The organism is Streptomyces sp. NPDC048644 (assembly GCF_043199105.1).
In the GTDB taxonomy this organism is placed as follows: Bacteria; Actinomycetota; Actinomycetes; order Streptomycetales; family Streptomycetaceae; genus Streptomyces.
Genome location: NZ_JBICVO010000004.1, coordinates 580,260 through 604,962 on the forward strand (window position 1 = coordinate 580,260; position 24,703 = coordinate 604,962).

Consider the following 24,703-nt stretch of genomic DNA (forward strand, 5'->3'; position numbering starts at 1 on the left):
GACGGCACAGGCCGAGTTCCTCCACCCCGGGGCAGGTCACGCATCGCTTACGGACAGTCCCGATCGGCCGCGCCTTTCCAGCCGTTCGTCACTCTCGGCACAATTCCTCGCCATACTCGGCATAACTTTAGACTCCGTCTAAGGTAAGATGGTCTCCTAGACGTTTTCAGGAGGCCATCCCCATGTACGAACCGATCCGCACCAAGTCGGTCCACACCATGGCCGCGGCCCCGGAGATCCCGCATCGCTCCCGTGAGGAGGAGCTGGACATCCGGCTCGCAGGACATCTGACCGCGTTGCTGACCGTCACTGACGAGCTGCACGCCCTGGTATCACAGAGCGCGGCGCACGGGCGGGGCGCCGACGCGCTGGCCGTGGCCGCCGACGAGATAGCCGAACAGGTCGCCCGTCTCAATGGCGGCCACTACCCGCTGCGCGCCGAGCCCACCGGCGGCGATCCGTCCCGTCGGCGGGCGCTGGAGCAGCGGGCGCGCACCCTCGCGGGCAACGCCCTGGTGATCGCCACGTCCCGTGAGGACACCGCGGCGATAGCACTGGCCGTGGAGCGCCTGGAGGCTCACGGCGACGGCGCCACCGTGACCGGCCTGCCGGATCTCGCGACGGCGTAGCGGCCCGCCCGGCACCGGGCACCGGCTTCACCGCGTCGGCCCGGAAGCCCGAAAGCCGAGCGGGGCCCCGCACCAAGTACGGGGCCCCACAAGCACGGTGGCACGGTGAGCCGTGCCACGGGCATCAGCCCAGGCGCTGCACCAGCGCGCGGTACTCGTCCCACAGTTCCTTCGGCGCGTGGTCACCGAAGGTGTTGAGGTGCTCGGGAATCAGCGCCGCCTCCTCGCGCCAGACGTCCTTGTCGACGGTGAGCAGGAAGTCGAGGTCGGCGTCGGACAGGTCGAGGCCCTCGGTGTCCAGCGAGCCCTTGGCCGGCAGCACGCCGATCGGGGTCTCGACGCCCTCGGCCTTGCCCTCAAGGCGCTCGACGATCCACTTCAGCACCCGGCTGTTCTCGCCGAAGCCCGGCCACACGAAGCGGCCCTTGTCGTCCTTGCGGAACCAGTTGACGTAGTAGATCTTCGGCAGCTTGGCCTGATCCTTGTCGGCACCGACCTTGACCCAATGCCCCATGTAGTCGCCCATGTTGTAGCCGCAGAACGGCAGCATGGCGAACGGGTCGCGGCGCAGCTCGCCGACCTTGCCCTCGGCCGCGGCGGTCTTCTCGGAGGCGACGTTCGCACCGAGGAAGACGCCGTGCTGCCAGGTCAGCGACTCGGTCACGAGCGGTACGGCGCTGGCGCGGCGGCCACCGAAGAGGATCGCCGAGATCGGCACGCCCTTGGGGTCCTCCCACTCCGGCGCGATGATCGGGCACTGGCCCGCGGGGACCGTGAAGCGGGCGTTGGGGTGGGCCGCCGGGGTCTCGGACGCCGGGGTCCAGTCGTTGCCCTTCCAGTCCGTGAGGTGCGCGGGCAGTTCCTCGGTCATGCCCTCCCACCACACGTCGCCGTCGTCGGTGAGCGCGACGTTGGTGAAGACGGAGTTGCCCCACATCGTCTTCATGGCGTTGGCGTTGGTGTGCTCGCCGGTGCCGGGCGCGACGCCGAAGAAGCCGGCCTCGGGGTTGATCGCGTGGAGGCGGCCGTCCTCGCCGAAGCGCATCCAGGCGATGTCGTCGCCGATGGTCTCGACCGTCCAGCCCGGGATGGTCGGCTCCAGCATCGCCAGGTTGGTCTTGCCGCAGGCGCTCGGGAAAGCGGCGGCGACGTACTTGGCCTCGCCCTGCGGCGGGGTGAGTTTGAGGATCAGCATGTGCTCGGCGAGCCAGCCCTCGTCACGCGCCATGACGGAGGCGATGCGCAGCGCGTAGCACTTCTTGCCGAGCAGGGCGTTGCCGCCGTAGCCGGAGCCGTAGGACCAGATCTCGCGGTCCTCGGGGAAGTGCGAGATGTACTTGGTGGTGTTGCACGGCCACGGCACGTCCTTCTCGCCCTCGGCGAGCGGGGCGCCGAGGGTGTGCACCGCCTTGACGAAGAAGCCGTCCTCGCCCAGCTCGTCGAGCACCGCCTGTCCCATGCGGGTCATGGTGCGCATCGAGACGGCGACGTATGCCGAGTCGGTGATCTCCACGCCGATCGCGGAGAGCGGCGAGCCGAGCGGCCCCATGCAGAACGGGACGACGTACATCGTCCGGCCGCGCATCGCACCGCGGAAGATGCCGTCGGAACCCGCGAAGATCTCCCGCATCTCGGCGGGGTCCTTCCAGTGGTTGGTCGGCCCCGCGTCCTCCTCCTTGCGGGAGCAGATGAAGGTACGGTCCTCGACACGCGCGACGTCCCGGGGGTCGGACGCGGCGTAGTACGAGTTGGGCCGCTTGACGGGGTCGAGCTTGGTGAAGGTGCCCTTGTCGACCAGTTCCTCACACAGCCGCTCGTACTCCGCCTCCGAGCCGTCACACCAGACGACCCGGTCGGGCTGGGTGATCGCTGCGATCTCGTCGACCCAGGTGGTGAGGCCCTGGTGACGGGTCGGGGTGGTGGGAGCCGCGTTGTCGCGCGCCACGATCGCTCCTAGATGAGGGTATGGACGGACCGACGTCCGGTTCACCCGGACAGATCCGCTTCTTTGACTGTCTGCCCCTTGGGGGCTGCGACCCGGATGCTTCGTGACCGCTCATCCGGTGCCGACCGCACTCATTTGATCATCCGACCATGACGGACATCTGTCCAGAGGGCGCCTTCGTGACCGTCACCACTTCGGCACTGATCGGTAACTTACGGTGGCGTAGGTAGCATGACGGCCATGACTTCCCCGCACGATGCCGTAGCGAGCCACCCTCCCCCCGTGCCCGCAGCAGATGCGGTCTCGTCGGTCGCCGCGGCGGCGGCACCGCTCAAGCCCAAGCTGCGCGGCTGGCTGCACGCCGGCATGTTCCCCGCGGCCCTGCTCTCCGGCGTCATCCTCACCGCGCTCGCCGACAGCACCCGCGGCCGGATCGCCTGCGCGATCTACACCCTCAGCGCCTGCCTGCTGTTCGGCGTCAGCGCGCTCTACCACCGCGGTAACTGGGGCCCACGCGCCGACGGAGTGCTGCGCCGCCTCGATCACGCCAACATCTTCCTGATCATCGCGGGCACCTACACGCCGCTGACCATGCTGCTCGTGCCGGGCAGCCGCGGACAGGCACTGCTGTGGGCGGTGTGGGCCGCCGCCCTGGCCGGCATCGCGTTCCGGGTCTTCTGGGTCGGCGCGCCACGCTGGCTCTACACCCCCTGCTACATAGCGATGGGCTGGGCCGCCGTCTTCTTCCTCCCCGACTTCCTGCACACCGGCGGCGTCGCCGTCCTCGTCCTGGTGATCGTCGGCGGCCTCCTCTACAGCGCGGGCGGCGTGATCTACGGCATCAAACGCCCCAACCCCTCGCCCCAGTGGTTCGGCTTCCACGAGGTCTTCCACTCCCTCACCCTCGCGGCGTTCGTGGTGCATTACGTGGGCATCTCCTTGGTTGCCTACTCGCACGCCTGACGCCCCGGCACGATGGGCCCGCCTTGCGCGAGGCGGGCCCCGCGGCGCCCGTCCCACCACGACACGACCATGGCCCCAGCCCACCCGATGGCCGAGAATGATGTGCATGGTCTCTGCACGTACCTCCGCCGCAGCGTCGGCCGACAGGCCGGTGATCGGGCTGCGGGAGCGGAAGAAGATTCAGACTCGGCAGGCGATCCGGCGGGCCGCCTACCGGCTCTTCGACGAGCAGGGGTACGACGCCACGCCCGTCGACCAGATCGCCGAGTCCGCCGATGTCTCACCCAGCACCGTCTTCCGCTACTTCCCCACCAAGGAAGACATCGTGCTCAGGGACGCCCACGGCACCGTGCTGGAGGCCGCGATCCGGAGCCGCCCGGTCGGCGAACCGGTGGCCGAAACCCTGCGGCAGGTGACCCTCGCGGCGCTGCGCGCCCTGGGCGCCGGGGACCGCGGTGAGCTGGTGCGGCGTGCGCGGCTGATCCGCGACGTTCCCGCGGTGCGCGGCCGTACGGCGGAAAACCTCGCGCGGGACACGGAGTTGATCAGCACGGTCCTGGCCGAGCGGGCCGGGCGCCCGGCCGGTGACCTGGAGGTGCGGGTGATCAGCGCGGCGATTCTGGCGGCCCTCCAGGAGACCCTGTTGCGCTGGGCGGAGGAATGCGGGACACCGGGGGCGGCGGGGAGGTGCGCGACGGACGGCGGGCCCGCCGAGCTGGAGGCGATGGTTCACCGCACGATGGACCTGCTGACGCGGGGGCTGACGCTCTCATCGGACTCATCGGACTGAGCACCGCCCGGCCGCACGCGGGCAGCGCCTCCCCGCAGCGGGGGCACCGTCCCCCGGAGTGGCTGATTCCTGCGCTCACGCCTCGCCGAGCCGGGCCGCGAGGCGGGCCCGGAGTTGGGAGAGCCGCGCTATCCGGTCGTCGAGGTCGGCCAGCCTGCGCCGGGCCACCGTCTCCGCCGCGCCGCACCGCTGTGCACCGGGATCCCGGGGTATCAGCTCCGGCAGCCCGCTCGGCGGCAGGGTGTGCAGCAGGTGCGCGAACGCCCGCACGTCACCGACCGTCAGCCCCGCCTCCCGGAGATCGCGCACCGCCCTCAGGCGGCGGACGTCCTCGGCGTCGTACTCGCGGTGCCCGGCCGGCGTCCGCCGGGCCGTCAGCAGCCCCTGCTGCTCGTAGTAGCGCAGCGCCCGGGGCGTCATCCCGGCAGCCGCCGCCGCGTCCCCGATCCGCATCCGCCCCTCTTCGGTACGCATGTCAGCCGGTGGCTTCCCGACCGAAGTCGACGTCGCCCAGGGCGCGTTCGATGCCCGCCGCGCAGTGCAGGACGTACGGATCCGCGCCGAACGGGCCGACGATCTGGAGCCCGAGCGGCAGCCCGCCCGCGGAGCGGCCGGCGGGGAGGGCGACCGAAGGCAGTCCCGCGTTGCTCCACGGCAGGGACATGATCGACGAGCCGGTGCTGCCGAGGCCGAGCGGCGCCGCGCCGGTGGCGGCCGGGGCGATCCACAGGTCGATGCCGGCTTCCGTGCCCGCCACGGCGAGCCGGTCGCGGAACGCGGCGCGCCGCACCCGGGCCACCTCGTAGTCGGAGTCCCCGATCGAGCGGCCCTCCCTGATCGCCTCGGCGGTCTGCTCCCGGTAGAGGTCACCGAAGCGTTCGAACCAGTCGGCGTGCGCGCGGGCCACTTCGTAACGGTTCATGGTGAACAACTGCGTGACGACGTCGGCGAAGTCGTCCATCAGCGGCTCCTCGTGGACGGTGTAGCCGGCCGCCCTGAGCAGCGCCCGCTGGTCGTTGAGTGCGGCCAGCGCCTCGTCATCGGCGCGCCGCAGGTACGGGCCGACGGGCACGCCCAGCACCGGGAGCCGCGCCTCGGTACCCGTCCCTTCCTGCGGGGCCACGGGCCAGCCGTCGCAGAGCACCGACGCGGCGAGCGTGACACCCGCGACGTCCGACGCGTAGCACCCCAGGGTGTCGAAGCTGACGGCGTTGGGGATCACCCCGGCGATGGGGATCCGGCCGAGGCTCGGTTTGAAGCCGACCACGCCGCAGTACGCGGCGGGCCTGATCATCGAGCCGACCGTCTGCGTCCCGATCGCCAGCGGCACCATTCCGGCGGCGACGGCCGCGGCCGATCCGCTGCTCGAACCGCCCGGCGTATGGGCCACGTTGTGCGGATTGCGGGTCGGCCCCGGCGCGGTGACGGCGAACTCCGCCGTCACCGTCTTCCCTGCGATCACCGCCCCGGCGGCGCACAGCCGGTCGACGACCGCGGCCTGCGCCCCGGCGAGCACTCCCGGTGGCAGCGCCGACCCCGCGCGGGTCGGCAGCCCGTCCACCCGCACGATGTCCTTGACGCCGACCGGCACGCCGTACAGCGCGGGCTTGGCGGGCCGGTTGGCCAGGTCCGGCGCACCGGCCGTCGCGCTGTCCCACGCCTCGGCCGTGCGGCGCGCCTCCTCCAGGAGCCGGGCCCGCCGCTCCGGTTCGGGGACGAAGGCCCGTACGTGCGGGTCGACGGCGTCGATCCGGTCGCAGGCGCGGCGGGCCGCGTCCACGGGGTCGTCCGCACCGGACCGCAGGGCAGCCGCCTCTTGGACGAGCGATCTGTGCCGCAGGAAGCTCTTCACCCGTGCAGGCTACAACCGGCCGCCGCGGACCCGGCCGGTTATCCACAGCCCCCGGCCGACGCGCTTCCCGACGGTTTCGCCGCCGGCTTCAGCGGACGCGTAACCGGCCGGCCCGAGGCTCGCCTTCGGGTTCCCGCACGGCCGCCCACCGGCGCCCGCCTCCCCCCCTTGCCGCTCACAACTCCACGATGACCGCGCCCATATGACGTCCCTCGGTCAGTTCGCGCAGCGCGGACGGGGCCTGCTCGATGCCGTGCAGCCTGGCGTGCGGGAAGGTGAAGGTGCCGTCGCGCAGCCCGGCTCCGAAGCGGGTGTGCCACTCGGGGATCAGGTCCAGGTGGTCGTAGAGGGCGACGCCGCGCAGGGTGATGCTGCGGGCGAGCAGCGACAGGGTGTCGATCTCGGTGGTGGCCGGCACGTCGGTGGACATCTGGCTGGCCAGCGCGCCGACGATCGCCAGGCGGGCGCCCCGGTTGGCGAGCGTGATGGCGGCCTGGAGCTGCTCGCCGCCCACGTTGTCGAAGAGCGCGTCGATGCCCTCCGGTGCGGCGCGGCGCAGCTGCTCCTCCACGGGGCCTGCGCCGCGGATGACCACCGCGTCGTAGCCCAGCTCATCGATGAGCCGGTCGGCCTTCTGCTGCGATCCGGTGCTGCCGATGACCCTCTTCGCGCCCTGCTGCCGGGCGATCTGGCCGGCCAGGGTGCCGACGCCGCCGGCCGCCCCGGTGATGAACACGGTGTCGCCTGGCTTCACTTCGGCGCCGCGGACGATGCCCATCCAGGCCGTGGGGCCCTGCGAGAGGTAGCCGGCCGGGTCGGGCAGCAGCCCGGGGGTGATCTTGCGGACGGCCGAGGCGTCGACCAGGGCGTACTCGCGCCAGCCGAGGTGATGTTCGACCTGGTCACCAGGGGTGAGGTCGGTTCCGGGTGCCGCGACGACCTCGCCGATGGCCGGCCCGTTCAGCGGCTCACCGATACCGAACGACGGCATCGGCACCGAGGTGGACTCGTCCATGAGGGTGCGCATCACGGCGGCGACCCCCATGAGGGTGTTGCGTACGAGGACCTGCCCCGGGGCGGGCTCGGGCACCGGCAACTCGACGATCTCGAACAGCTCGTCGGTGACCGGGCCCTCGGGGCGGGCGGCCAGGCGGACTTCGCGGTAGGTGCGGTTCGTCATGGGAAGAGGCTAGAACTTGACGCGTACGTCAAGGTCAATCCCGTCTCTGGGCCTAGGACTTGAGCATCCCTGGGCCTAGGACTTGCGAGGGAGGCGCCACCGGGGAGCGCGACGGCACTCCCCCGTGGCCCCTGCCCCCGGATTCCGCTCAGCTCCGGAGCCGGTCGGCCAGCTCCTCCGGGTCCGTGGTCGGCCGCTCGCAGGTGAAGTGGCGGCACACATAGGCGGCCGGTTCGCCGTCGACCAGGGGGCGGTCCTGGAGCAGCGGCACCTCGCCGGCGTCGTCCGACCCCGGTGCGCCGAGCGCGACGACCGCGCCCGGTGCGGTGCCGAGCAGCGCGGCACGGTGCAGCGCCGCGGTGGCCGGGTCGCCCTGCGGCCCGACGACGGCGACCTCGCGCGGGCCGTCCAGCGCGGCCTCGGCGACGGCGAGTCCCCAGCCGATGAACCGGGGCGCCCGGCCGCCCAGCGCCGTCACGATGGCGAGGGCCCGCTCCGCGGCGTCCCTGTGCAGTGCGCTGCCGGTGAGCGCCCCGTAGGAGAGCAGGGCGCCGGCTGCGGCCGTCCAGCCGGAGGGTGTGGCGTTGTCGGTCGGGTCCTGCGGGCGGCGGATCAGCGCCTCGGCATCGGACGCGGTGTCGTAGAGCGTGCCGTCGTCGGCGCTGAACTGGACCAGCACGGTGTCCAGGAAGAACCCGGCGAACTCCACCCAGACGCCCTCGCCGGTGACGGATGCGAGGGTCAGGAAGCCCTCGGCGACGTTCGCGTAGTCCTCCAGGACACCGGAGTTGTTGCCCGGCACGCCGTCCTTGGATGTGCGGTGCAGCCGGGCCTGCCAGTCCATGTGGACGCGCACCAGGAGGTCGGCGGCGTCGGTGGCGGCCTGGACGAGATCAGGGCGGTCGAAGTAGGCGCCGGTCTCGGCGAGCGCGGCGATGGCCAGGCCGTTCCAGGAAGCGACGATCTTGTCGTCCCGCCCCGGGCGCGGTCGCTCGGCGCGCGCCGCGAGCAGCCGCTCGGTGACCGAACGCACCCGTTCGGCGTCGACCGGACCTCCGGTGCCCGGGAGTTGGAGTACCGAGGCGCCCTCCTCGAAGGTGCCCTCGTCGGTGACGCCGAAGTGGACCGCGGCGAACTCCGCGTCCTCCTCGCCGAGCGCGTCCCGCAGCTGCCCGGGGGTCCACGCGTAGTACGCGCCCTCGACGTGCCGCCCCGTCCCGTCGTCGCTGTCCGCGTCCAGCGCGGAGGCGAAACCGCCCTGTTCGGTGCGGAGTTCACGGACCATGAAGTCGGCCGTACCGAGCGCGATGCGGCGCGCCGACTCGGATCCCGTGGTCCGCCAGAGGTGCGCGTAGGTGCGGCACAGCAGTGCGTTGTCGTAGAGCATCTTCTCGAAGTGCGGCACGGTCCACGACGCATCCACGGAGTAGCGCGCGAACCCGCCGCCGAGCTGGTCGTAGATGCCGCCGCGGGCCATCGCCTCGCAGGTCGCCTGGACCATTTCCAGGGCGCCTTGGGATCCGGTGCGCGCATGGTGGCGGAGCAGGAACTCCAGCACCATGGGCGGCGGGAACTTCGGCGCACCGGCGAATCCGCCGTGCACCGCGTCGAATTCCCGGGTCAGTCCCATCAGCGCGACATGCAGGTCCTCCGGGCGCGGCGGTCGCTGCTCGGCGGACTCCAGGGCCCCGGTGAGGGAGCGGCCCGCGAGGTCGGCGACGATCCGGCCGGCCACCTCGCCGACCTCGTCACGGCGGTCGGTCCAGGCACTCCGCACCCCTTCCAGGACCTGCCCGAAGGACGGCATGCCGTGGCGCGGCGCCGGCGGGAAGTACGTACCGAAATAGAACGGTTCAGCGTCCGGCGTCAGGAACACCGTCATCGGCCAGCCACCCTGCCCGATGGCCGCCTGTACGGCCTCCATGTAGACGGCGTCGACGTCCGGGCGCTCCTCGCGGTCGACCTTCACGGCCACGAAATGCTCGTTGAGCAGCGCGGCGGTGGCGGGGTCCTCGAAGCTTTCGTGGGCCATCACGTGGCACCAGTGGCACGAGCTGTAACCGACGCTGAGCAGCACCGGCACATCGCGCCGCCGTGCCTCGTCGAACGCTTCGGCGGACCACGGCCACCAATCGACCGGGTTGTCGGCGTGCTGGAGCAGGTACGGGGACGTCTCATGGGCCAGGCGGTTCGGCATGCGCCCATCCTCTCCCAACCGGGTGCCCGGAACGCGGAGCGGGCGGTTGCGGGGAGTTATCCACAGCCCTGCCGGAATTCTTGCGGAGGCGGAAGACTGTGCGGACGACGCGATCACCGGCCGGCCCGCCCGCAGCGGCAGGACCGGCCGGGGGGCCGCAGCGCAACGCAACACAACGACCGATCGACGCGAGGACCGAACGACCCGAGAACCGCACGTGCGGGAACTGCTGGAGGGGGATGGGCATGCCGGGCTCACTGGCCGAGTGGCGCGAAGGCCACCGGGCGCAGGCGGACGAACTGCTGGCGCGGGGTGGAGCCGGAAACGGGGTGGCGGGCATGGCGGCTCGGGCTCGTGCCGAACCGCCATGCGCGCGAGGTCATGGGAGTGACCGTCGCGCCGCCTGTCGCCGAGCAGTGATGCCGTGTCCGGGCCGCCGGCGCTCCGCCGCCGGTCCGGACCGCCGGATCAGCTGGTCTTCGGCTTCGCCGTCTGCGCCGCCTTCGGAGCGGCGGGTGCGGTGCTGCCCGCCTCGCCGTCCTTGGACGACTCCTCGAAGTCCACCTTCTTCATGTGCCGGTTCATGGACTTCATCAGCAGCCACACGGCGCCGCCGATGACCGCGAAGACGATGAAGCCGAGGACGCCGGGGGTCACTTTGTCCTTGTCGAAACTGTCGGCAAGGGTGACGAAGTGCGTCAGGGCGAGGGTGCTTGTCGCGCTCATCATGGGGTCAATTGTTGCGGATGCCTGCGAAGAGGTCGTCCTCGGGGAGGGATGTGTCGACGAGCGACTTGGCGAGCTCGTATTCCTCCGTCGGCCAGACCTCCTGCTGGATGTCCATCGGCACCCGGAACCACCCGCCGTCGGGGTCGATCTGGGTGGCGTGCGCGATCAGCGCCTTGTCGCGGATCTCGAAGAAGTCGGCGCACGGAACGTAGGTGGTCAGGGTGCGCTCGCGCTGCTCGAACTGCTTCCAGCGCTCCAGCCACTCGCCGTACGGCGATTCCATGCCGCGCGCGAGCAGCGATTCGTGCAGCGCCACGGTGCGCGGGCGGTTGAAGCCCTGGTTGTAGTAGAGCTTCTGGGGCTGCCAGGGCTCGCCGGCCTCCGGGTATTTGTCCGGGTCGCCCGCCGCATCGAAGGCCACCATCGTGATCTTGTGGGTCATGATGTGGTCGGGGTGCGGGTAGCCGCCGTTCTCGTCGTAGGTCGTGATGACCTGCGGCTTGAACTCCCGGATCAGCTTCACCAGCGGCTCGGCCGCCGCTTCGACGTCCTGGAGGGCGAAGCAGCCGTCGGGCAGCGGCGGCAGCGGGTCGCCCTCGGGCAGACCGGAGTCGACGAAGCCGAGCCATTCCTGCTTGACGCCCAGGATCTCCCGGGCCTCGTCCATCTCCTTCTTGCGCACCTCGTGGATGTGCTCCTCGATGTACGGATCGCCCTGGAGTTTGGGGTTGAGGATGGAACCTCGCTCACCGCCTGTGCAGGTGGCGACCAGCACGTCCACCCCCTCGGACACGTACTTGGCCATGGTGGCCGCACCCTTGCTCGACTCGTCGTCGGGGTGGGCGTGGACCGCCATCAATCGCAGCTGCTCAGTCAAGACTCGATCCTCAGTGAAAGGCTGGAGAAGATGCCTCCTATAGTGACCGAAGCGAGGGGGCCATGTATTCCCTGGGCCAGGAAGCCCACGAGGCCGGTGTTCCCGGCCCCCTGTAGCAGGAGGACAGCAGATGACCGCGGTGCGCGACGGGCTCCCTGACGGACGCTACGGCCGGACCGCGGACCAGCGCTCCGACCGCAAGCTCAAGATCGTCGGTGCGGTCTTCGGTGCCGTACTGCTCGGCGTGGTCGTCTGGTGCGGCGCCTCGTACATCGCGGGGCAGGACCTCAGCGGCCGGGTGATCACCTGGGACGCGGTGTCCGACAGCGCGGTCAAGGTGCATCTGGAAGTCGTCAAGGACGCGGACGCGAAGGGCGTGTGCACGCTGCGGTCGCAGTCCGAGGACGGCGCCGAGGTGGGCCGCAAGGACGTCACCGTCGACCAGCGCGGCAGCCAGGTGGACACCGAGGTCACGGTGCGGACGACGGCCCGTGCCACCAATGCCGTCCTGGTCGGCTGTACGGCCTCCGGCGGCAACTGAGTCCGGCCCCGCGGCGCCCCGTCTTCCCGGCCGCGGGAGGGCCGCACACAGCGGATCGTCGACCGACCGGCCCTGACCAGCGGTGACGCTTTCCCGCGCGTTCCTTGCCGATTTCCCCTTCCCCGTTTTGTGCCGGAATTGTTAGGCTCGTGGTTTCGCCCACCCGTGAAGGCGCAATCCTTCCTGGTAGGGCGTTTGATGTATTCCCCAGTACGTACCGACGAGGAGCACCCGTGACCCAGACCAGCGAAAGCGTCACCTGGCTGACCCAGGAGGCGTACGACCAGCTCAAGGCCGAGCTGGAGTACCTGTCTGGTCCCGCACGCACCGAGATCACCGAAAAGATCGCGGCGGCCCGCGAGGAAGGTGACCTGAAGGAGAACGCCGGGTACCACGCGGCCAAGGAGGAGCAGGGCAAGCAGGAGCTTCGCGTGCGCCAGCTCACCCAGCTGCTGCAGACCGCGAAGGTCGGCGAGGCCCCCGCCGCCACCGGCGTCGTCGCTCCCGGCATGGTCGTCACCATCGCGTTCGACGGAGACCCGGACGACACCCTCCAGTTCCTGCTGGCCTCGCGGGAGTACGCGAGCTCGGACATCGAGACCTACTCCCCGCAGTCGCCGCTGGGTGAGGGCGTGAACGGCAAGAAGGTCGGCGCCGACGCGGAGTACGAGCTTCCCAACGGCAAGAAGGCGAGCGTACGGATCCTCGACGCCACCCCCTACTCGGGCTGAGCCTCGCCCCTCGCAGAGCCTGACAGCGGCCCGGAGCAGCACGCTCCGGGCCGCTGTCGTGCGTCCGTACCCGCCCGTCCGGGGCCGGGGCGTATCAGGCCGTCGCCGACCGGTACTTGCGGACCGCCAGGGTCCGGAAGAGGGCGATGATCACCACGGACCAGATGAGCGACGCCCATACCGGGTGCTCCATCGGCCAGGCCCCGGTCACCGATACGGGGCGTCCGGCGATGCTGTTGCCGAAGAGGTCCCTGGCCGCCTGGACCGTGGCACTGAAGGGGTTCCATTCGGCGATGTACTGGAGGAACGTCGGCATGCCGTCGACCGGCACGAAGGCGTTGGAGATGAACGTCAGCGGGAAGAGCCAGATCAGCCCGCCCGAGGTGGCCGCCTCCGGCGTCCGCACGGTGAGGCCGATCAGCGCGCCTATCCAGGAGAAGGCGTAGCCGAGCAGGAGCAGCAGCGCGAATCCGATGAGCACCTTGCCGAGGTTCTCGTGGGCGCGCCAGCCGATGATCAGCGCGACGACGGCCAGCACAACCAGCGTCAGCGCGGTCTGCACCAGGTCGGCGAGGGTGCGGCCGGTGAGCACCGCGCCACGGGACATCGGCAGCGAGCGGAACCGGTCGATCAGGCCCTTGTGCATGTCGTCGGCGATGCCGGCGCCCGCGCCCGCCGTGGCGAAGGTGACGGTCTGCGCGAAGATGCCGGCCATCAGGAACTCGCGGTACGCCTGGGCGTTGCCCGGCGCGGCGCCCGGGATGTTGATCGAGCCGCCGAAGACGTACGTGAAGAGCACCACGAACATGATCGGCTGGATCAGGCCGAAGATGACCACCTCGGGGATCCGCAGCATGCGAATCAGGTTGCGCTTGGCCACCACGAGAGAGTCGCGTACGGAGCGGCCGATGCCGCCGCGGGGCTGCGGGGTCCGGACCGGAGCCGCTTCGGTCACCGCGCTCATTTCACGGCCTCCTTCGTGGGCTCCGGGGTGGCGTCCGCCCCGTCCTTCGCCGACTTCTTCCGCCGCTTGGCGTCCTTCCGCCCGCCGCCGGGGCCGCCATCCGCGGCGTCCCCGCCCCCGGTGCTCCCCTCCGCTTCGGTCTCCGCGGCGTGCCCGGTGAGCGAGATGAACACGTCGTCCAGGGTCGGCCTGCGCAGCCCGATGTCGTCGATCTCGACGTCGTGGGTGTCCAGTTCGCGGATGACCTCGGCGAGGAGTTTGGCGCCGCCGGTCACCGGGACCGTCAGCTTGCGGGTGTGCGTCTCGATCGTGCCCTCGCCCGTGCCGAAGCGCCGCAGCACCTCGTCGGCGACCCGGATCTGGCCGGGGGTGTGCACCACCACTTCGACGCGTTCGCCGCCGGTGCGGGCCTTGAGCTGGTCGGACGTGCCGCGGGCGATGACCCTGCCGTGGTCGATCACGCAGATGTCGTGCGCCAGCCGGTCGGCCTCCTCCAGGTACTGGGTGGTGAGCAGCAGCGTCGTGCCGCCCGCGACCAACTCCTGGATGACGTCCCACAGTTGCTGGCGGTTGCGGGGGTCGAGGCCGGTGGTGGGCTCGTCCATGAACATCACGGGCGGGCTGACGACCAGCGCGGCTGCGAGGTCGAGACGGCGGCGCATGCCACCGGAGTAGGTCTTGGCGGTGCGGTCCGCGGCGTCGGCGAGGTGGAAGCGCTCCAGCAGCTCGACCGCCCGCCGCTTCGCGTCCCGCGAGCTCATCTGGTAGAGCTGGCCGACCATCACGAGGTTCTCGCGGCCCGTCAAGTACTCGTCCACGGCGGCGAATTGGCCGGACAGGCCGATGGACCTGCGCACCCGGTCGGGGTGGCGCAGCACGTCGATCCCGGCGACCGTCGCGCTGCCGCTGTCGGGGCTGAGCAGGGTGGTCAGTACGCGTACGGCAGTGGTCTTGCCCGCGCCGTTCGGCCCGAGCAGGCCGAGGACGCTCCCTTCGGGGACGTCGAGATCGACGCCGTCCAGTGCCCTCACGTCGCCGAAGGTCTTGACCAGCCCCTCGGCATATATGGCGCCTGGCATGCGGGTACCCCCATGGCTTGGGTGAGTTCCAGGTCGAATCCTACGGTTGGCGGCTCGCGCCCGCTCTGCGGACGCAGCTCCGCAACGGGCCGCCGCAACACCTCAACACTCACGACATCACCGCGCAACAACGTTTCGCGGCCCGGGACTTGACTGTACCCCGGACGCGACACAAACGCGATACATCGCGAAGAGATTCACCTGTTCTTACGCCATGACCCGGTACCCGGCGGCCCGCAGCGCCGTGCTCAGCTCCGCGCAGTGCTCCGGCCCGGTGGTCTCCAGATGCAGCTCCACCTCGGCCTCCGTCAGACCGAGCCGCGGGTCGGTACGGACGTGGATCACGTCCAGGACGTTGGCGTCGACATCCGACAGCACGCCGAGCAGCGTCGCCAGCGCCCCCGGCCGGTCCGTCAGCCGCAGCCGCAGCGACAGGTAACGCCCGGCCGCCGCCATGCCGTGCCGCAGGATCCGCTGCATCAGCAGCGGGTCGACGTTCCCGCCCGACAGCACGGCGACCACCGGCCCATCGAACGTCTCGGGCTCCGAGAGCAGCGCCGCTACCGGGCTCGCCCCGGCCGGCTCCACCACCATCTTCGCCCGCTCCAGGCACAGCAGCAGCGCACTGGACAGCGCGTCCTCGGAGACCGTGCGGACCTCGTCCACCAGGGCTTCGACGATCCGGAACGGCACCTCGCCCGGCCGCCCCACCTTGATGCCGTCCGCCATCGTCGACAGCCCGTCGACCGCGACGGGGTGCCCGGCCGCCAGCGACGGCGGGTAGCAGGCAGCGCCCGCCGCCTGCACGCCGATGACCTTCACGTCCGGCCGCAGCGCCTTGACCGCGACCGCCACCCCGGCCGCAAGACCGCCGCCGCCGACCCCCACGACGATGGTCCGCACCTCGGGGCACTGCTCCAGGATCTCCAGGCCGACGGTGCCCTGACCTGCGATGATGTCCCGGTGGTCGAAGGGGTGGATGAAGACAGCGCCGGTCTCGCGCGCGTACTCCTGGGCGGCGGCAAGCGTCTCGTCCACCACCTGGCCGTGCAGCCGCACCTCGGCGCCGTAGTCACGGGTCGCGGCGACCTTCGGCAGCGGGGCGCCGACCGGCATGAAGACCGTCGAACGCACCCCGAGCAGGGACGCGGCCAGCGCCACCCCCTGCGCGTGATTGCCCGCGCTCGCCGCCACGACACCGGCCGCGCGCTCCTCTTCCGACAGACCGGCGATGCGCACATACGCGCCGCGGATCTTGAAGGACCCGGTGCGCTGGAGGTTCTCGCACTTCAGGTGCACCGGGGTGCCGACCAGCCCGGACAGATAGCGGCTGCCCTCCATCGCCGTGGCCCGCGCGACGCCGGAGAGCATCTTGTGCGCCTCGTGCACGTCGTCGACCGTGAGCGCGGCGGGCCCGCCGGCCATCCCGTCGGCAGCGGGCACGGGTGCGGCGGACGGGCGCGGCGTGTGATCTGCCATGCGGCCAGTCTCGCAGTTCCCCCCGCGACGGGCGTTCCCGGCCGGGGCGGGCGGCGGAACGGCGGTCGGCTTCCGCCCGCGGCCCGCGGAGCGCCGCGGAGGCCGCGGCAGGGGCAGCGATCCGGACGCGCGCCCGCGCCGGAGCGGGCACGGAGACCGGCCCGGGACGCGCACCGTACGCAGGTGGGGCCGGTCGGGCGGGGTCGCGGGCCCGTCTCCTGCCCGCGGCCGGAACGCGCAGCCCCGGTACGGGCCGGGCCCGAGCCGCGTACTCTGTCCCCCAATCCGTAAGTCCCCCATGAAGCGAGCTCCCGGCCATGCCCACCACTTCGGACATGACGACACACACCGACCCCGCCGTTCTCGACGCGCTGCAACACCAAGTGGCCGTCTTCGCCCGTCGTGCTGAACAGAGCCGGCTCGGCGGCGTGGGGCAGGCGCGCAACTCCATGGACCGCGCCGCCTACCTGCTGCTCAACCGCTTGGACCAGGAAGGTCCGATGGGTGTGAAGGCCCTGGCCGCGGGGATGGGCATCGACTCTTCGACGGTGACCCGCCAGGTCGCACCGCTGGTGGACTCCGGTCTCGTCAGCCGCGCCACGCACCCCGAGGACGGCCGGGCGGTGGTGCTCCAGCTGTCCGACCGCGGGCGCTCCCGCCTCGATGAGGTGCGTAATTCGCGCCGTGCGCTGATGGAGCTGGTGACGGACGAGTGGACCGAGGAGGAGCGCGAGGCGTTCTGCACCCTGCTGACGCGCTTCAACGCCTCGCTCGCCACCGTCACCGCGTCGCTGCCGGGGTCCGGCCCGGCTTCCTGACCCGGCCCAAGGCCCGGACCTGTGCACCGCACCAGGGGGCGGGACGGGACGGCCGGTACCACCCCTCCCGTGGAGGGGTGGTCGGCTCAGCGGCTCAGCCGTCCCTGCCGGTCAGCCCAGTGCCTGGGTGAGGTCGGCGAGCAGGTCGTCGACGGACTCGATGCCGACGGAGAGCCGTACGAGGTCGGCGGGGACCTCCAGCGGTGAACCGGCCGTCGAGGCGTGCGTCATCCGTCCCGGGTGCTCGATCAGCGACTCGACGCCGCCGAGCGACTCACCGAGGGTGAACAGCTCCGCCCGGTTGCAGACGTCGACCGCCGCCTGCTCGCCGCCCGCGACGCGGAACGACACCATGCCGCCGAAGGCCCGCATCTGCTTGGCCGCGACCTCGTGCCCGGGGTGCTCGGCCAGACCCGGGTAGTAGACGTGGGTGACCTTCGGGTGCGCGGTCAGCAGCTCGGCGACCCGGGCGGCGTTGGCGCTGTGCCGGTCCATGCGGACGGCGAGGGTCTTGATGCCGCGCATCACGAGCCAGGCGTCGAACGGTCCGGCAATCGCGCCCATGGCGTTCTGGTGGTAGGCCAGTTCTTCGCCGAGTGCGTCGTCGTTGACGACGAGCGCGCCGCCCACGACGTCGGAGTGACCGCCCATGTACTTGGTCGTGGAGTAGACGACGACGTCGGCGCCGTGCGCCAGCGGCTGCTGGAGGTACGGGCTGGCGAAGGTGTTGTCGACGACGAGGCGGGCCCCGGCGTCCCGGGCGACGCCGGCCAGCGCCGCGATGTCGCTGATGCCGAGCAGCGGGTTGCTGGGCGTCTCCACCCAGATCGCCTTCGTACGGGGCCGCAGCGCGGCACGTACCGCCTGCGGGTCGGACGTGTCGGCCACCGACCACTCGACACCCCACCGCTCGACGACCTTGGCGAACAGCCGGAAGGTGCCGCCGTAGGCGTCGTTGGGGATGACGACGTGGTCACCGGGGGTCAGCAGGGTCCGCAGCAGGCAGTCCTCTGCGGCGAGTCCCGAGGCGAAGGCGAGGCCCCGCCGGCCGCCGTCGAGGGCGGCGAGGTTCTCCTCAAGGGCGGTACGGGTCGGGTTGGCGCTGCGGCTGTATTCGTAGCCGCCGCGCAGCCCGCCGACACCGTCCTGCTTGTACGTGGACACCTGGTAGATGGGCGTCACCACCGCGCCGGTGCCCTCGTCGGGCTCCTGACCTGCGTGGATGGCGAGTGTCTCGAAGTGCTGGTGGCGCTGGTCGCGCTGATCGCTCATGCCTGCCGAGCCTAGTCGTCCGCCGGGGCGGAGATTCCCGGAACTTTCTGGTTCGCTGGAGAGTGGATACATACGAAGGCCGCTCCCCGGCCCCGCCCCTCCACCTCCGACCGGGATTCTCCACATGGACGCTCTGCTCGTGCTCATCGCCGCGACCGCGATCGGCGGTGTCGTCTTCCTGCCCTGGATGCGGCGCCGGCGGGCCGCGCAGCAGGCCCGGCAGGGCCTGGTGGTGGCCTCCGACCCGATGGCGGGCTACGGCTTCGTACCCCTCGACGCACTCGACGTCCGCCTGCCGGGCCCCGACGAGGAACTCGACGGCGCGCTCGCGGAGATCCGGCGCACCGGCGACTGGCGGCCGGCCGCCGCGCTGCTGAAGTCCACCGGGGACGACTGGGAGCGGCGCTGGCAGCGGGTCCAGACGCTGGCCGGATCGGCGGCCTTCGAGCTCGCCGCCGAGACGGCGGAGCAGGGGCGGCCCGGCTCCGCCGGCACGAAGGGCGGGCAGCCGGCCGGTGTGCAGCGGGCCGGCGGCATCTGGCTGCGGACCTGGCGCCTGGAGGCGCCCAAGGATCCCGGCGGTGCCCAGACCCACGCCCAGTTCCTCGTCCTCCAGGCGCTGCGCGACCCCGGCTCGCAGGACTTCCGGATGATCCTGGAGGAGGCACGTACGGTCTGCGGCGAGGCGGCCCTGCTGGCCCCCGGCAGCCCGATCCCGTACATCGTCGAACTCGCCGTCGCCCGCGGCCTGCACGACCGGCCCGCCGACTACGAAGAGCTGTGGTCCAAGGTCGTCCAGCGCGCCCCGCAGCACATGGGCGCGCATCTCGCGGCGCTGCCGTACTGGTCGGAGAAGTGGCACGGCTCCCGCAAGGAGGCCGAGGCGTTCGCCGAGCGCGCGGCGTCCGGGGCCCCGGAGAAGAGCCTGCTCCCCGCCCTCCCCCTGTTCGCGGTCTACGAGCACATCCCCGAGGCCAACATGGTCCGCGGCCTCTACCAGAGCGCGGTGATCGAGCGGGCCATCGAGGGCGCGCACTTCGCGCTGCGCGAGGTGCCGGCCGACCACCCCATGGCACCGCACGTCCGCCACCTCCTCGTCTGGTTCCTGGTACGCGCCGAGCGGTACGCCGAGGCCATGGAGCAGCTGCGCGAGGTGGACGGCCATGTCGGCGCCGTCCCGTGGTCCTACGGCCGCAACCCCGCCGGCGAGTACGCCGCCTACCGGGCGCTGGCCATCGCCGGCTGGGAGCGGATGGGAGGCACCTCGGCGGGCTTCACGCCCCCGGGGCACTGACCGGGGCGGCCGTGGCCCCCGCCGGAATGCCGGCCGGGCCCCCGGCGTTGCACGGAGGGCCGTCCCCGCGTGGCAGGCGGCCCGCTGTCACGTCCGCCGCCACTTCCGCCGTCGCCGTCCCTCCCGGAGCCTGATCACGATGCTGTTCTCCCGCTTCAAGAACCACCTCCCCACCCCCGATGAGGCGCTCAAGGGCCGCCCCGAACGGGACTTCAGCGTCCCCGAGCGGCACACCGTCCTCGGCAATCCGCTGCTCGGCCCGTACCCGGACGGCCTGGAGACCGCCGACTTCGGTCTGGGCTGCTTCTGGGGCGCCGAGCGGAAGTTCTGGCAGACCGAGGGTGTCTGGACGACGCTGACCGGCTATCAGGGCGGCCACACCCCCCACCCCACCTACGAAGAGGTGTGCAGCGGCCACACCGGCCACACCGAGGCCGTGCGCGTCGTCTTCGACCCCGCCGTCGTCCCGTACACCGCTCTCCTGAAGCTGTTCTGGGAGTCCCACGACCCGACCCAGGGCTTCCGTCAGGGCAACGACGTCGGCACCCAGTACCGCTCCGCGATCTACACCCACTCCCCCGCCCAGCAGCAGGCCGCCGAAGCCTCCCGCGACGCCTACGCCGCCGTCCTCCGGGCGGGCGGCTACGCCGACATCACCACCGAAATCCTCCCGGCCGAGCCCCGCCCCTTCTACCCGGCCGAGGGGTACCACCAGCAGTACCTCGACAAGAACCCGGCCGGGTACTGCGGGATCGGCGGGACGGGCATGAGCTGCCCGGTGGGCGTGGCTCCGGCCGGGGACTGACTTCGGCGGGAAGAAGCATTCACCTGCGTATCAGCGCCTTCACCACGTGTGAGTGAACGGTCCGAATAGCGGGCGTTCACGCCATACGCGCCACGTGGCCCCGCACACTCGTCAGGCTCACCGAACGTCTCAAGCAATGAACAGGCACGACCATGAGTCGGACAATCACCCGGTCGCCCGAGGGCGCCCCGCAGGCCGTGCAGGACCACAAGGCCGTGCAGGACCGCGAGTCCGTGTTGTCGCACGGCCTCAAGCAGCGCCATCTGTCGATGATCGCGCTCGGCGGGGTCATCGGCGCGGGGCTCTTCGTGGGCTCCGGGGTCGGCATCGCCGCGGCCGGGCCGGCGATCATCCTGCTCTTCATGGGGACCGGCGCGCTGGTCATGCTGATCATGCGGATGCTCGGCGAGATGTCCGCGGCCCGGCCCTCCACCGGCTCGTTCTCGGTGCATGCCGAGGAGGAACTCGGCTCCTGGGCGAGTACCACATCGGGCTGGATGTACTGGCTGATGCTCTGCGCCGGTGTGGCAGCCGAGGCCACAGCGGCGGGCACGATCATGCACACCTGGGTGTCGTTCATCCCCGCCTACGGCTGGGTGGCGATCTTCATGGTGTTCTTCTGCGCCAGCAATCTGACCGCGGTCAAGAACTTCGGCGAGTTCGAGTTCTGGTTCGCCGCGATCAAGGTCACCACGATCGTCGCCTTCCTGGTGCTGGGCGTGCTCGGCATTCTCGGGGTGTTCGGCAGCGCACCCGGCACCAGCCATCTCACCGGCCACGGCGGCTTCTTCCCGACCGGCGCCGCCGGACTCGCCGCCGGGCTGCTGACCACCATTTCCGGGTTCGCCGGTCTGGAGACCGTCACCATCGCGGCGGCGGAGTCCGACCACCCGAGCCGGAACGTCGCCCGTGCCGTCCGCACCGCCGTCTGGCGCATCGCCGTCTTCTACATCGGTTCCATGGCCGTGGTCGTCACCCTGGTGCCGTGGAACAACCCGAAGGTCGCCACGGACGGCCCGTACGTCACCGTGCTCGACAGGCTCGGCATCCCGGCAGCCGGCACGATCATGCAGATCGTGGTGCTGGTGGCACTGCTCTCCGCGATGAACGCCAACATCTACGGCTCGTCGCGCATGGCGTACTCCCTGGTCAACCGGGGCCAGGGCCCGCGTTTCCTGGGCAAGGTCACCAGGGGCGTGCCGGCGGCTGCGGTGGTGGCGTCCTGCCTGTTCGGCTTCGCCGCCGTGATCGCCGGGATCGTCTGGCCGACCACCGTGTTCGCCTGGCTGCTGAACATCGCCGGCTGCTCGGTGCTGGTCGTCTGGTCGATCGTCTGCCTCACCCAGCTGAAGATGCGCCGCCGCCTGGAGCGCGAGGCACCCGAACTGCTCTCGGTGCGGATGTGGGGCTTCCCCTATCTGACCTGGCTCGCGTTCGCCGCCATCCTCGGTGTCTTCGCCGTCATGGCCGCCGGTGCGGACGGCCGTCACCAGCTCGCAGGTACGGCCGTCGTGGTGGCGGCGCTGGCAGGCGCGGGCCATCTCAAGCAGCGCCGCGACCGGCGGGCGGCCGTCAGCGTCTAGGCGGCACGCCTAGGCGGCACGTCTAGGCGGCACGGAGCCCTCGCCGCCGCTTGCCGTCCCGCTACGCGCAGTGGTGACAGGCCGCGCCTGCGGCGGAAGGCGCCGCTCCAGGCGGGCGGAAGGCCCTGCTCCGGACGGGCGGAAGGTCCCGCTCCGGCGCCGTCGGCGCGGCGTCAGCGGCACGTCAGCGGCACGTCAGGACCGGCCCCCAAGCTGTGAGCAGACCAGTTGTCCGCACCTGGCGTCGACAACCTCACTCGGGGGAGCCCCTCATGCGTACCACCATCCGCCGCCCTGCCGTTCTCGCTGCGACCGCCGTCGCCGCTCTCAGCCTGACGCTCACCGCCTGCGGTGGCGACGGTGACGGCGCGAAGGACGCGAAGGACAAGGGGAGCGCCGCGTCCGCCCCGGCGTCGAAGGACACCGGCGCCGACACCGAGAAGGGCTCGGACGCCGGGAAGAAGGACACCGCCGGTTCCGGAACCTCCGGCTCCGACTCGGCCGCTCCCGCCGCGCAGACCGCCGCCAAGAAGAAGGCCGGCGCCACCGCTCCGGCCTGCACCGCCCAGGACGTGAAGATCACCGCGGCCAAGCAGGACGGCGTGCCCACCACGCACATCACGCTGACCGCCAAGAACACCTCGGGCCACTCCTGCACGCTGCTCCAATACCCGCTGATCGCGTTCGGCGACATCCACACCGCCAAGGACGTACCGGCCGTCGCCAAGAGCAAGCCGGGCGCCCCCGTCGTGCTGAACGCCGGCGCCCCTGCCTACGCGGCCGTGCGGATCAACAACGGCGGCGCCCACGAGGACAACCACGCCGTCACCTCCTTCAACGTGAACCTCTTCGCCGCCGACGGCCCCGCCGAGGGCAGCAAGGTCGTCACCGCGCCCAAGGGCGGCATCGCGGTCGACGACGCGGTCGCGAAGACCGGCTACTGGACGCCCGAACTGCGCAACGGCGCCGACGACTTCTGAGCCGCCAGGTCCGTACGGCACGGACCCCGGCACGCACACACTGAGGCCCCGACTCCGGTCGGGGCCTCTCGCGCGTGGCCCGCGTCCCACCGCGCAACGCCCGAAGTCCGCCCCGCCGCCCGTGTTATGGCTGGGTGTGGCGAAGGACACCGTGGAAGGGACGGACGGTATGGGTGAACAGGCGGCGGCAGACGCGGTCGTGCGGGTCAGGCAGGCGCGCGAGGACGACTATCCGGCGCTGGTGGGCGCCGTGCAGGAGTGGTGGGGCGATTCGCGTACGCCCGCCGAGGCACGGGAGTTGTCGCTGCTGCTGCCCCGGCTTTTCCTCCAGCACTTCGCGGGGACGAGCTGGGTGGCGGAGCCGGCACGCGGCGGGGTCGCCGGGTTCCTGGTGGGGTTCCACTCCGCGGACCGCGCCGACGAGGCGTACATCCATTTCGTGGGCGTACGGCCGGAGTTGAGGGGCACGGGCCTGGCCCGCAGGCTGTACGAGGGGTTCTTCGCGCAGGCGTCGGCGGCGGGGCGCGAGACCGTACGGGCCATCACCTCACCCGCCAACACGGGGTCGGTCGCCTTCCACCGCGCGATGGGCTTCGAGGTGGAGGGCACGGCGTCCGGGAACGGGGCGGCCGTACGGGCCGACTACGACGGGCCGGGGCAGGACCGGGTGTGCTTCCGGAAGCGGCCGGCGGCAGCGGCGGGATAGCGGGCGGCCACCGCCCGCGGCACACGGCCGCCCCCGGGTCGGCCGCCACGCCGCGCGCCCTCGTTCACCCTTCCTCGTGCCCCGCCAAGCGGGCGCGGTCCGCCGCCGCGGTGCCCTGGTGCCAGCCGTCGGCGTCGCGTACGCCGCGCAGGCGGACGGGGGCGGTGTCGGGGAACAGCGTGCCAACGGCCTCGTCGACGGCCAGTTCGCGGGCGGCGAGCACCGGGAGGAGGCCGGGGGACGCGGTCTCGGCGGTGGCTTCGGCGGTGGCCGCCGCGGTGGCGGCCGACAGGCGGCTGCGGACGCGGTCGGCGTAGGCGACCAGGAAGGTCTGGCGGAAGTCGCGGGTGCGGCGGGACCTGCCGCTTGTGTGCTGCGCGTCGCCCGCCCGGTTCATCGCGCCGGTGGCCTGGAGCAGCAGCGAGGTGTAGAGCAACTCGGCGGCCTCCAGGTCGGTTTCGAAGCCGATGAGGGTGGAGAAGGCCACGTCGGACGACCAGACGGCCTGGCAGCGGTTGGCCGCGGCGACGGCGTCCAGGAGGAGTGCCTTGGCCTGTTCGTACGGGCCCTCGATGCCGATGCGGACCGCCGAGGGGCCGCCCGGCGCCCCGGCGGCCGTGCCGTCGGCCCCGGCCAGGAGTGCCGCGTCGATGCTGTGCCTGGCCATCAGCTCCTGTGCCTTCGCCGACAGCGCCTCGGCCTCCTCGGCGTAGTCGGTGGCCTCCGCCTTGGCCAGCAGCCCGCGGATCCGGCCGAGCGCACGGGACGCCCCGGGTCCTGCGGTCCGCTCCGTGGGAGCCGGGGCCATGGCGGGCAGCGGGGTGATCCGCGGCAGCCGCGCGAGGGCGCGCAGCGCGGCCAGGACGGCGCAGGCGGCCTCGAAGCGGGAGGTGCGGCGGCGGGCGGCCAGCGCGTCGAGGTAGCCGCCGTCGGACGGCCACCAGACCTCGGCGCCCAGCCGCCCCGCCTGCTCGGCCCAGCGCGGGTCGGCGGCGGACGGGCGGGAGCGCCCCGCGCCGGTCCGCGCCTCGGCGGCGACGGCGTCCACGACCAGCGCGACGAGGCCGGGCTCCGCCGCGTCCCGCCGTACGATCCGCTCCAGGTCGGCGGGGAGCCAGCCGCCGGCCCTGCACTGCCGTACGGCGTCGGCCGCGGCGGCCACCAGCGCGGCGCCGACGGCCTCCCGGTCGGCCGCCGCCAGCATCGACGCGCCGGCCTCCACGGCGTCATCGGCAGCCGCGCCGTCCGGGGCGTACCTGACCCGGCCGAGCACGCTCCCGACCAGCTCC

At 71.8% G+C, this 24,703-nt stretch carries 24 protein-coding genes; 11 read left to right on the forward strand and 13 right to left on the reverse strand.

Features of this window, described 5'->3' with window-relative positions; genetic code table 11:
* Window positions 1-182: 182 nt before the first annotated feature.
* Window positions 183-629: a hypothetical protein gene (locus ACGFNI_RS12225; protein ID WP_393682955.1), complete on the forward strand. Its 447-nt coding sequence runs from the start codon at window positions 183-185 to the stop codon at window positions 627-629.
* Window positions 630-753: 124 nt separating this feature from the next.
* On the opposite strand, the gene ACGFNI_RS12230 is transcribed toward ACGFNI_RS12225, so the two are convergent.
* Complete coding sequence (locus ACGFNI_RS12230; RefSeq protein ID WP_393682957.1) at window positions 754-2,574, reverse strand: phosphoenolpyruvate carboxykinase (GTP); 1,821 nt, start codon at window positions 2,572-2,574, stop codon at window positions 754-756.
* A 240-nt stretch (window positions 2,575-2,814) separates the two neighbouring features.
* Here ACGFNI_RS12230 and ACGFNI_RS12235 point away from each other — a divergent pair, with 240 nt between their 5' ends.
* A complete protein-coding gene (locus ACGFNI_RS12235; protein WP_393682958.1) occupies window positions 2,815-3,537 on the forward strand; it encodes a hemolysin III family protein in 723 nt (240 codons plus the stop codon).
* 106 nt (window positions 3,538-3,643) lie between these two features.
* A complete protein-coding gene (locus ACGFNI_RS12240; RefSeq protein WP_393682960.1) occupies window positions 3,644-4,327 on the forward strand; it encodes a TetR/AcrR family transcriptional regulator in 684 nt (227 codons plus the stop codon).
* A 75-nt stretch (window positions 4,328-4,402) separates the two neighbouring features.
* Here the strand turns inward: ACGFNI_RS12240 and ACGFNI_RS12245 are convergent, their stop codons facing one another.
* From ACGFNI_RS12245 to mca, 7 genes are all read right to left on the reverse strand, one after another.
* Window positions 4,403-4,801, reverse strand: coding sequence for a MerR family transcriptional regulator (locus ACGFNI_RS12245; RefSeq protein WP_393682962.1), 399 nt, complete (start codon window positions 4,799-4,801; stop codon window positions 4,403-4,405).
* A 1-nt stretch (window position 4,802) separates the two neighbouring features.
* Entirely contained in the window at window positions 4,803-6,179 is a 1,377-nt protein-coding gene (locus ACGFNI_RS12250) for an amidase (protein WP_393682963.1), read from the reverse strand.
* Window positions 6,180-6,354: 175 nt separating this feature from the next.
* Entirely contained in the window at window positions 6,355-7,359 is a 1,005-nt protein-coding gene (locus ACGFNI_RS12255) for a zinc-binding dehydrogenase (RefSeq protein ID WP_393682965.1), read from the reverse strand.
* Window positions 7,360-7,507: 148 nt separating this feature from the next.
* The gene (locus tag ACGFNI_RS12260; RefSeq protein ID WP_393682966.1) at window positions 7,508-9,556 is read right to left on the reverse strand and encodes a thioredoxin domain-containing protein; all 2,049 of its coding nucleotides are present in this window, start codon (window positions 9,554-9,556) and stop codon (window positions 7,508-7,510) included.
* A 254-nt stretch (window positions 9,557-9,810) separates the two neighbouring features.
* On the reverse strand, window positions 9,811-9,939 hold the full coding sequence (locus ACGFNI_RS12265; protein WP_393683066.1) for a hypothetical protein: 129 nt from the start codon (window positions 9,937-9,939) through the stop codon (window positions 9,811-9,813).
* An 85-nt stretch (window positions 9,940-10,024) separates the two neighbouring features.
* Window positions 10,025-10,285, reverse strand: a complete 261-nt coding sequence (locus tag ACGFNI_RS12270; RefSeq protein WP_393682968.1) for a hypothetical protein — start codon at window positions 10,283-10,285, stop codon at window positions 10,025-10,027.
* Window positions 10,286-10,289: 4 nt separating this feature from the next.
* Complete coding sequence (gene mca, locus ACGFNI_RS12275; RefSeq protein WP_393682970.1) at window positions 10,290-11,162, reverse strand: mycothiol conjugate amidase Mca; 873 nt, start codon at window positions 11,160-11,162, stop codon at window positions 10,290-10,292.
* Between the two features lie 130 nt (window positions 11,163-11,292).
* Between mca and ACGFNI_RS12280 the strand changes: the two genes are divergently transcribed.
* Window positions 11,293-11,703 (forward strand): DUF4307 domain-containing protein, encoded by a 411-nt coding sequence (locus ACGFNI_RS12280; protein ID WP_393682972.1) that lies wholly within the window; start codon window positions 11,293-11,295, stop codon window positions 11,701-11,703.
* Between the two features lie 233 nt (window positions 11,704-11,936).
* Window positions 11,937-12,434 carry a transcription elongation factor GreA gene (gene greA / locus ACGFNI_RS12285; protein WP_393682974.1) on the forward strand — a complete coding sequence of 166 codons (498 nt, stop codon included), beginning with the start codon at window positions 11,937-11,939 and terminating at the stop codon, window positions 12,432-12,434.
* A 94-nt stretch (window positions 12,435-12,528) separates the two neighbouring features.
* Here the strand turns inward: greA and ACGFNI_RS12290 are convergent, their stop codons facing one another.
* The 3 genes from ACGFNI_RS12290 to ilvA form a co-directional block, all read right to left on the reverse strand.
* Complete coding sequence (locus ACGFNI_RS12290) at window positions 12,529-13,398, reverse strand: ABC transporter permease (protein ID WP_393682976.1); 870 nt, start codon at window positions 13,396-13,398, stop codon at window positions 12,529-12,531.
* Window positions 13,395-14,477 (reverse strand): ATP-binding cassette domain-containing protein, encoded by a 1,083-nt coding sequence (locus ACGFNI_RS12295; RefSeq protein WP_393682978.1) that lies wholly within the window; start codon window positions 14,475-14,477, stop codon window positions 13,395-13,397. Before ACGFNI_RS12295 ends, ACGFNI_RS12290 begins: the two co-directional genes overlap by 4 nt.
* A gap of 207 nt (window positions 14,478-14,684) precedes the next feature.
* Entirely contained in the window at window positions 14,685-15,902 is a 1,218-nt protein-coding gene (gene ilvA / locus ACGFNI_RS12300) for a threonine ammonia-lyase (protein WP_393683059.1), read from the reverse strand.
* A 371-nt stretch (window positions 15,903-16,273) separates the two neighbouring features.
* Here ilvA and ACGFNI_RS12305 point away from each other — a divergent pair, with 371 nt between their 5' ends.
* Window positions 16,274-16,774 (forward strand): MarR family winged helix-turn-helix transcriptional regulator, encoded by a 501-nt coding sequence (locus ACGFNI_RS12305; RefSeq protein WP_393682980.1) that lies wholly within the window; start codon window positions 16,274-16,276, stop codon window positions 16,772-16,774.
* Between the two features lie 111 nt (window positions 16,775-16,885).
* Here ACGFNI_RS12305 and ACGFNI_RS12310 read toward each other — a convergent pair whose 3' ends face one another.
* Window positions 16,886-18,046 carry a cystathionine gamma-synthase gene (locus tag ACGFNI_RS12310; protein ID WP_393682982.1) on the reverse strand — a complete coding sequence of 387 codons (1,161 nt, stop codon included), beginning with the start codon at window positions 18,044-18,046 and terminating at the stop codon, window positions 16,886-16,888.
* 124 nt (window positions 18,047-18,170) lie between these two features.
* Here ACGFNI_RS12310 and ACGFNI_RS12315 point away from each other — a divergent pair, with 124 nt between their 5' ends.
* From ACGFNI_RS12315 to ACGFNI_RS12335, 5 genes are all read left to right on the forward strand, one after another.
* Window positions 18,171-19,340 carry a hypothetical protein gene (locus ACGFNI_RS12315; RefSeq protein WP_393682983.1) on the forward strand — a complete coding sequence of 390 codons (1,170 nt, stop codon included), beginning with the start codon at window positions 18,171-18,173 and terminating at the stop codon, window positions 19,338-19,340.
* 139 nt (window positions 19,341-19,479) lie between these two features.
* Window positions 19,480-20,145 (forward strand): peptide-methionine (S)-S-oxide reductase MsrA, encoded by a 666-nt coding sequence (msrA, locus tag ACGFNI_RS12320; protein ID WP_393682984.1) that lies wholly within the window; start codon window positions 19,480-19,482, stop codon window positions 20,143-20,145.
* A 152-nt stretch (window positions 20,146-20,297) separates the two neighbouring features.
* On the forward strand, window positions 20,298-21,728 hold the full coding sequence (locus ACGFNI_RS12325) for an amino acid permease (RefSeq protein WP_393682986.1): 1,431 nt from the start codon (window positions 20,298-20,300) through the stop codon (window positions 21,726-21,728).
* Window positions 21,729-22,000: 272 nt separating this feature from the next.
* A complete protein-coding gene (locus ACGFNI_RS12330; protein ID WP_393682988.1) occupies window positions 22,001-22,708 on the forward strand; it encodes a DUF4232 domain-containing protein in 708 nt (235 codons plus the stop codon).
* A 169-nt stretch (window positions 22,709-22,877) separates the two neighbouring features.
* Window positions 22,878-23,414 (forward strand): GNAT family N-acetyltransferase, encoded by a 537-nt coding sequence (locus ACGFNI_RS12335; protein ID WP_393682990.1) that lies wholly within the window; start codon window positions 22,878-22,880, stop codon window positions 23,412-23,414.
* A gap of 64 nt (window positions 23,415-23,478) precedes the next feature.
* On the opposite strand, the gene ACGFNI_RS12340 is transcribed toward ACGFNI_RS12335, so the two are convergent.
* The gene (locus tag ACGFNI_RS12340; protein WP_393683061.1) at window positions 23,479-24,687 is read right to left on the reverse strand and encodes a DUF2786 domain-containing protein; all 1,209 of its coding nucleotides are present in this window, start codon (window positions 24,685-24,687) and stop codon (window positions 23,479-23,481) included.
* Window positions 24,688-24,703: the final 16 nt, after the last annotated feature.